This window comes from Phyllobacterium sp., from assembly GCF_037994425.1.
In the GTDB taxonomy this organism is placed as follows: Bacteria; Pseudomonadota; Alphaproteobacteria; order Rhizobiales; family Rhizobiaceae; genus Phyllobacterium.
Map to the genome: position 1 here is coordinate 1 of NZ_JBBNAM010000037.1, position 7,839 is coordinate 7,839.

6 protein-coding genes are annotated in these 7,839 nt (G+C 58.0%); all 6 read left to right on the forward strand.

The genetic code is table 11. The features are described 5' to 3' along the window. Nucleotides 1-5: 5 nt before the first annotated feature. The 6 genes from pal to AAAB35_RS02285 all read left to right on the forward strand — a co-directional run bounded on the left by pal (nucleotide 6) and on the right by AAAB35_RS02285 (nucleotide 7,618). The gene (gene pal / locus AAAB35_RS02260; protein WP_340666623.1) at nucleotides 6-509 is read left to right on the forward strand and encodes a peptidoglycan-associated lipoprotein Pal; all 504 of its coding nucleotides are present in this window, start codon (nucleotides 6-8) and stop codon (nucleotides 507-509) included. Between the two features lie 162 nt (nucleotides 510-671). Further along, nucleotides 672-1,667, forward strand: a complete 996-nt coding sequence (ybgF, locus tag AAAB35_RS02265) for a tol-pal system protein YbgF (RefSeq protein WP_340666618.1) — start codon at nucleotides 672-674, stop codon at nucleotides 1,665-1,667. Further along, entirely contained in the window at nucleotides 1,642-3,018 is a 1,377-nt protein-coding gene (gene tilS / locus AAAB35_RS02270) for a tRNA lysidine(34) synthetase TilS (protein ID WP_340666619.1), read from the forward strand. The genes ybgF and tilS overlap by 26 nt, the downstream gene beginning before the upstream one ends. Before the next feature lie 95 nt (nucleotides 3,019-3,113). Further along, the gene (gene ftsH, locus AAAB35_RS02275; RefSeq protein WP_340666620.1) at nucleotides 3,114-5,048 is read left to right on the forward strand and encodes an ATP-dependent zinc metalloprotease FtsH; all 1,935 of its coding nucleotides are present in this window, start codon (nucleotides 3,114-3,116) and stop codon (nucleotides 5,046-5,048) included. A 207-nt stretch (nucleotides 5,049-5,255) separates the two neighbouring features. Then, a complete protein-coding gene (glmM, locus tag AAAB35_RS02280) occupies nucleotides 5,256-6,602 on the forward strand; it encodes a phosphoglucosamine mutase (protein ID WP_340666621.1) in 1,347 nt (448 codons plus the stop codon). 230 nt (nucleotides 6,603-6,832) lie between these two features. After that, nucleotides 6,833-7,618, forward strand: a complete 786-nt coding sequence (locus AAAB35_RS02285; RefSeq protein ID WP_340666622.1) for an outer membrane beta-barrel protein — start codon at nucleotides 6,833-6,835, stop codon at nucleotides 7,616-7,618. Nucleotides 7,619-7,839: the final 221 nt, after the last annotated feature.

Here is a 7,839-nt window from a genome sequence, read left to right on the forward strand (position 1 = left end):
AGGCCATGCGCCGGTTCGAAATGATCGCACGCAGTCCAGTTGTCGTTGCACTGTTCATGTCTCTCGCCATTGCGGGTTGCGCCTCGAAGAAAAACATGCCCAACAGCGCCGGCGACCTTGGCCTTGCTGGCAGCGCGCGACCGGGTTCGACGCAGGACTTCACCGTCAATGTTGGCGACCGCATCTTCTTTGATGTCGACTCCTCGGTCATCCGTGCCGACGCGCAGCAGACACTGACGAAGCAGGCCCAGTGGCTGAAGCGCTACCCGAACTACGCGATCACCGTCGAAGGCCATGCTGACGAGCGCGGAACCCGCGAATACAACCTCGCTCTCGGTCAGCGTCGTGCTGCCGCGACGCGCAATTACCTCGCGTCACAGGGTATCCCCGCTTCGCGTATCAAGACCATCTCCTACGGCAATGAGCGCCCGGTCGCCGTTTGCGACAGCGAATCCTGCTGGTCGCAGAATCGCCGTGCCATCACCGTTCTCGGTGGCGCCGGCAGCTAAGCCGATATCGGTTTCATCGACAAAAAGAGCGGCCTCCCGGCCGCTTTTTTTGTTTTGACGCGCGCCAAACAAAATTTGGCCGAAGTCACATTGCTCGTGTTAGATAGGGCTGCCGCAATTCATGGCGGTGTTTCAATTCCCATATCAGGGGCGGTAAAAGGAATGAACAAAGGACTAAAAAGAATGGTTCTGGCAATGACGGTTCTGCCATTTCTGGCAACCGGCGTCGGCCACGCCATGGATCTAAGCGGCGGATTTTTCCCGCCCGTGCCAAAGGCGGAGATTGCGCCAGGCAATGCTCCCGTCGTCTTGGCTCAGGCGGGAGATCCGCGCGTCAGCCAGTTGGAAGAGCAGATCAGGCAGCTCACCGGCAAGGTTGAGGAACTGAACTTCCAGCTTCTGCAGATGCAGGAGCAGATGCGGAAAGCGCAGGAAGACAATGAGTTCCGCTTCCAGGAACTGGAAAAAGGCAAGCGGTCGGACGCTGGCGGGAGGAGCGACCGAGCTGTCGCGTCTGCCCCGTCTTCCCGGACAAAAACGGGGGAGGCATCGTCGGATGCCTCTGCCACCGCCGGTTCATCTCGCGCCGCGCCGCAGGCCACCGATTCCGCTGCTATTGATCCCCAAGTCGACATGTCCGGCTCCGAGCAACTCGGCGAACCGCCGCACGATCTTGGACAGATCGAGTTTGATGCCAATGGCAACGTGATCGGTGGGACTTCCAACGACAATCCGCCGGCAGACAACACGACAGTTGCTGCCTTGCCGCAGACCGATGATCCAAAGGTTCTTTACAACCAGGCCTATCAGTTGTTCCTGTCGGGCGACTACAAGAGCGCGGAAGTTGCGTTCCGCAGCCATGTTGACCGGTTCCCCAAGGATTCGGCAGATCCGGATGCCCGCTACTGGCTCGGTGAATCGCTTTATGGGCAAGGACGCTACCAGGAGGCAGCCTCCGTCTTCCTCGACAACCACAAGCAGTATCCGGATTCAAAGAAGAGCCCGGAGAACCTCCTGAAACTCGGCATGACCCTGGCGAAAATGCGTGACCATGACGTTGCCTGCGCCACCTTTGCTTCCGTCGTTACGCGCTATCCGAATATTTCGTCGGCGATCAAGGAGCGCGTGAAGAGTGAACGTGGTGCCAACAAGTGCTGAAACCGATCTTGATCCAGCACTTATTTTCGATCGGATCCGTTTCGAGGGGCTGACCTCGGTCCTCGTTGCCGTCTCCGGTGGTGGTGACTCACTCGCGCTTCTATATCTGCTTGCCAGACTGAGCGCCTCGCGGCTCCAATTTCCGGCGATCGTTGCGGTGACCGTTGATCATAAGCTTCGTGCCGAAGCGGCCGAGGAAGCGCGCTATGTCGCTATGCTGTGCGGGGAACTTGGCGTTGCGCACCGAACCCTTGAATGGGGTGAACCGAAGCCAGATACGGGCCTCTCCGCGATGGCGCGCGAAGCGCGCTATCGCCTTCTGTGCCAGGCAGCGCGGGAGGCGGGTACGGACCTCATCCTGACAGGGCACACGCTCGACGACCAGATCGAAACCTATGCGATGCGCGAACAGCGTACGCGTGAGCAGGGCAGCGAACGGGGTCTTGCCGCAATGGCGCCCGCGACGCTGCTCGAGCGCGAAATCTGGCTGGTGCGGCCGTTGTTGCGTGTAACGCGCGAAGCGCTGCGCAACTATTTGCGCGCACGGAATATTGCCTGGCGCGACGACCCTTCCAACGATGATCTGAAATATGAGCGCGTGCGGGTCCGCAAGACGTTGCGCAAAGATGAGCGCGAGTTGATCCTTGCGAAGATCGCCGCGAAGACCGAGCAGCGCCGAGCGCAAAATACCAGTGCTGAACGGCTGCTGCAGCAAAGTGTCACGGTGCGCGACGGCACACTCGCCGCGATCGACAAGTCGTCCTTTCGCGGCGACGTTGATGCTCAGCGCCTTGCCATCGGCGTGCTGCTTGCGGCAATGGGAGGGCTGTCGCTGCTGCCACCGGCCGAAATCTGCGAAAAGGCCATCCGGCATATTGCCGGAGAGGGGACGTCCCGGCGAATATCGCTTGGCCGCTGCGTCATTGAGGTAAGGCGCGACAAAGCGTTGATCCTCCGCGAATTGCGGTCGCTTCCCAAAATTACCGTTGGACCTGGCGAAACCGCGATCTGGGATGGGCGTTTTCGCCTTGTCAACTGGACCCAGGGCGCTGTTGGAATCGAGCCCATTGGTGACGGGCGGTTAAGCCTGCTTCGCGAAGAGCGCGTCGCCGTAACCCATTGGGCGGCCGTTCGCTCGTCGCCCGCGATCAGTGCTGAGGGAGAGCTGATCTGTCTCGGTTCCTGCGGCGATCACGCGAAGTTGCCCGCCGGCATCAGCCTTGCGCGGCACCTTGCCCTGTTCGACCATATCCTTTCAGGCTATGATGTGGGCTTGGCCCAAGGCCTTGCTGAGCTATTTCGCCTGCCACCCTACAAGCGCTTGCCTGTAAACCAGATTAACAAGAATTGACCTCAGTTTCACTGCCAGCCTTGGCAATGCCACGCTTCGAACCTATGTTACGTTAAAATTCCGCGTCCTTGCGGTTGTGATTGATGGGACCCGATATGAATCCTAACTACAGGAACTTCGCTCTGTGGGCGATTATCGCCTTGCTGCTGATCGCGTTGTTCAACCTTTTTCAAAGCCCCACCTCGCGCTCGGCATCGAGTGATGTTCCCTATTCGCAGTTTATCACTGACGTAAATAGCGGCCGTGTGAAATCCGTAACGATTTCCGGCAACCGCATTACCGGTACCTATTCGGATAATGGTTCGACATTCCAGACCTATTCGCCTGGCGATGCCGGTCTGGTCGGGCGCCTCGAAAGCAAGAACGTCCAGATCGCGGCGCGTCCCGAGACCGATGGCTCGACGTCACTCGTTGGTATGCTGATTTCGTGGCTGCCGATGATCCTTATCCTTGGCGTCTGGATTTTCTTCATGCGCCAGATGCAAGGCGGATCGCGCGGGGCCATGGGTTTCGGCAAGTCGAAGGCGAAGCTACTCACCGAGGCGCACGGACGCGTCACCTTCCAGGATGTCGCCGGCGTCGATGAAGCCAAGGAAGATCTTGAAGAGATCGTGGAATTCCTGCGCGATGCGCAGAAATTTCAGCGTCTGGGCGGGCGTATCCCGCGCGGTGTGCTGCTCGTAGGCCCTCCCGGTACCGGTAAGACCCTGCTGGCACGCGCTATTGCCGGCGAAGCCAATGTGCCCTTCTTTACGATCTCTGGTTCGGACTTCGTTGAAATGTTCGTCGGTGTCGGTGCGTCCCGCGTGCGTGACATGTTCGAACAGGCGAAGAAGAATGCACCTTGCATCATCTTCATCGACGAAATCGATGCGGTGGGTCGCCATCGCGGTGCCGGCCTTGGCGGCGGCAACGACGAACGTGAACAGACGCTCAATCAGTTGCTGGTCGAGATGGATGGCTTCGAAGCCAATGAAGGCGTCATCCTCATCGCGGCGACCAACCGTCCAGACGTGCTGGATCCCGCATTGCTGCGCCCGGGCCGTTTCGATCGTCAGGTCGTTGTGCCCAATCCCGACGTAATCGGCCGCGAAAAGATCCTGAAGGTCCATGCGCGCAATGTGCCGCTGGCGCCGAACGTCGACCTCAAGGTTCTAGCGCGCGGCACTCCCGGTTTCTCGGGTGCCGACCTGATGAACCTCGTCAACGAGGCCGCGCTGATGGCAGCCCGCCGTAACAAGCGCCTTGTCACCATGGCTGAATTCGAGGACGCCAAGGACAAGATCATGATGGGCGCCGAGCGCCGCTCGACTGCCATGACGCAGGCCGAGAAGGAACTTACCGCCTATCACGAGGCCGGGCATGCCATCGTCGCGCTGAACGTCGAGGTTGCTGATCCCTTGCACAAGGCGACGATCATTCCGCGCGGACGAGCCTTGGGCATGGTCATGCAGTTGCCGGAAGCCGATCGCTATTCGATGAGCTACAAGTGGATGGTCTCGCGTCTTGCCATCATGATGGGCGGACGTATTGCCGAGGAACTCAAGTTCGGCAAGGAGAACATCACATCCGGCGCATCATCCGATATCGAGCAGGCCACCAAGCTTGCCCGGGCCATGGTCACGCGCTGGGGCTTCTCTGACAAGCTTGGCCAGGTCGCCTATGGCGAGAACCAGGAAGAGGTCTTCCTCGGCCACTCTGTTGCTCGCACGCAGAACGTTTCGGAAGAAACCGCGCAACTGATCGACGCGGAAGTCCGCAAGCTCATCGACGATGCCTATACTCAGGCACGCACCATCCTGACCAAGAAGAAGAAGGAATGGATCGCCATCGCCGAAGGTCTTCTGGAGTATGAGACGCTCACAGGTGAGGAAATCAAGGCGTTGATGGCCGGCAACAAGCCCGCCCGCGACCTCGGCGACGATACGCCTCCATCGCGCGGATCCGCCGTACCAAAGGCGGGTTCGGCAAAGAAGCCGCGCAAGGGGGATGAACCCGACAAGGGTTTCGAACCTCAACCACAATCCTGATGTGGTATGGAACTTCAACAAACGGCCGGTGAAAACCGGCCGTTTGTACGAATTGTTCATGCATTGGAACTAAGTATAATCGCTACACAAATTGTGAGATGCGGAATTGAAGGTCTTTTGCGATAAGCGGCACAAGACCAAAGTCAGGCACACGAGGCTGCATTCCTGTTCTTACCGATCAGACAGCCGAACACTCGGATAACCAGCATGGCGCGCAAATATTTCGGCACGGACGGTATTCGCGGACAGGCAAATGCCTATCCAATGACACCGGATATCGCAATGAAGGTCGGCATGGCAGTCGGCCTCACCTTTAAGCGTGGTGAGCATCGCAACCGCGTCGTCATTGGCAAGGATACGCGGCTCTCTGGCTATATGATCGAGAACGCCCTCGTAGCCGGCTTCACCTCGACCGGCATGGACGTGTTCCTTCTCGGCCCGATCCCGACGCCGGCCGTGGCAATGCTTTGCCGTTCGCTGCGCGCTGATATCGGCGTGATGATTTCGGCATCCCATAATCCCTATTTCGACAATGGCATCAAGCTTTTCGGACCAGATGGGTTCAAGCTTTCCGACGAGATAGAACTGCAAATCGAACGCCTCATGGACGAGGATCTGTCGGATCGCCTGTCAAGTTTTGACAATCTCGGGCGGGCCAAGCGCGTCGATGGCGATATTTACCGCTATATCGAATTCGCCAAGCGCACGACGCCCAAGAATATCTCTCTCTCGGGTCTGCGGATCGTCGTTGATTGCGCAAATGGCGCGGCCTACAAGGTGGCTCCCTCGGCTCTTTGGGAACTCGGGGCCGAAGTCGTGACAATCAACGACAAGCCGAACGGCACCAATATCAACGAGGATTGCGGCTCGACGCATCCGCTTGGTTTGATCAAGAAGGTGCACGAGGTGCGGGCCGATATAGGCATTGCCCTTGACGGTGACGCTGATCGCGTCCTCATCGTCGATGAAAACGGCGCCATCATCGATGGCGACCAGTTGATGGCCGTCATTGCCCAATCCTGGCAGGAAACGGACAGGCTTGTCGGGGGCGGTGTGGTCGCAACGGTCATGTCCAACCTCGGCTTCGAACGCTTTCTCACCGACCGTGGATTGACGCTTGCCCGCACGCAGGTGGGCGACCGCTACGTGGTCGAGCATATGCGCAACCACGGCTTCAATGTCGGCGGCGAACAGTCCGGTCACATTGTCCTGTCAGACTTCTCGACAACGGGTGATGGCCTGGTCTCGGCCTTGCAAATCCTTGCAGTCGTTCAAGAGCAGGGACGTCCGGTCAGCGAAGTTTGTCGCAAGTTCGATCCTGTGCCGCAGCTATTGAAGAACGTGCGCACGACTGGCGGCAAGCCGCTCGAGAACAAGAAGGTGAAGAGTGCGATCGACGAAGCGCGCGATCGTCTCGGCACGGCAGGCCGTCTGGTCATCCGTCCGTCCGGTACGGAGCCTTTGATCCGTGTCATGGCTGAAGGCGACGACCGCAAGCTGGTCGAAGCTGTGGTCAATGACATCATCTCGGTGATCTCGTCATCCGCGGCCTAGGCCCCGACCTCAGATTTCGTGAAATAACTGTTGCAAAAAGGGCCGGCTCTCGGCCCTTTTTCTTATGGGTATTCGCCAATATTGCCGTTTACGTCCTGTTAACCTTAACAGACATGGTGAATAAACACGGTTAATCGGGACTTAACCTTTTCGCCTCATATTCCCCTCACAACCATCTGTGGCAATCGCTGCGCTTTTCCAATTCATGGGGCTTTGTGAGGAATAGAGTAATGAGCACATTCAAGAAGTATGCTGCCATGAGCGCAGCGATTCTTAGCCTGGGTGCAGCCCCGGCCTATGCGGCGGATATGATCCAGGATCCCGTCGTAGAAGTTGCGCCATTCAGCGGTTGGTACCTGCGCGGCGATCTCGGCATGAGCAACCAGCAGTTCGATCATCTTGACTATGTCGGCTTTGCCGATCCCGCTTACCACACGTTTTTCAACGACGGCGATTTCGATGCAGGCATCACGGCGCAGATCGGTGTCGGTTATCAATTCAACGACTGGTTTCGGGCGGATGTGACAGGCCAATATCGCGGCAAGACCGATTTTAGCGCGCTGGATTTCTACGACATCGATGGCGATCTCAGCACCACTGACGATGCTGCTACGAACGAATACCATGCCAAGAAGTCGGAATGGCTGTTCCTCGCCAATGCCTATGCCGATCTTGGTACATATGCAGGTTTCACGCCGTATGTCGGTGCGGGTATCGGTGCATCCCGCAACACGATTTCGGGCTTTGTCGACAACAATATCATCACAGGTGGTGGTGGTTGGGCTGGCAGCGACTCGCAGTGGGAGCTCGCCTTGGCACTCCACACCGGTGTCGGGATCAAGGCGACTGACCGCATGACGATCGATCTCGGCTACAGCTATGTGCATCTTGGTGACGGACAGACGGCAGACGCTTCCAATTTCATCAGTTCACAAACACGTGCCGATCCCGAACCGTTCAAGTTCAAGGACATTGTTTCGCACGACTTCAAGGTCGGCGCTCGTTACGTCTTCTGATTTGAGTTAGAGAACGAGCTTCAACGGCGGGTGCTGGCACCTGCCGTTTTCGTTTTGGCGGGCGCCATCGCGACAGAATTTCATGTCGCAGCCTAACAAATTTCTTGACTGCCAACGACATTTCTCCTAGGTCCCGGAGTGGGCCACCTCTCCCCAACGAGAGGCGTGCTATCTGTAAGGATAGGAGAAAACATGACTACGCTTGTAAAGCCGGCCCAGCG

Bases quoted from the DNA above. Each gene is read 5' to 3' on its own strand.
- glmM (WP_340666621.1), top strand. From the start codon at position 5,256: ATGGCGCGCAAATATTTCGGCACGGACGGTATTCGCGGACAGGCAAAT.
- ybgF (WP_340666618.1), top strand. From the start codon at position 672: ATGAACAAAGGACTAAAAAGAATGGTTCTGGCAATGACGGTTCTGCCA.
- ftsH (WP_340666620.1), top strand. From the start codon at position 3,114: ATGAATCCTAACTACAGGAACTTCGCTCTGTGGGCGATTATCGCCTTG.
- AAAB35_RS02285 (WP_340666622.1), top strand. From the start codon at position 6,833: ATGAGCACATTCAAGAAGTATGCTGCCATGAGCGCAGCGATTCTTAGC.
- pal (WP_340666623.1), top strand. From the start codon at position 6: ATGCGCCGGTTCGAAATGATCGCACGCAGTCCAGTTGTCGTTGCACTG.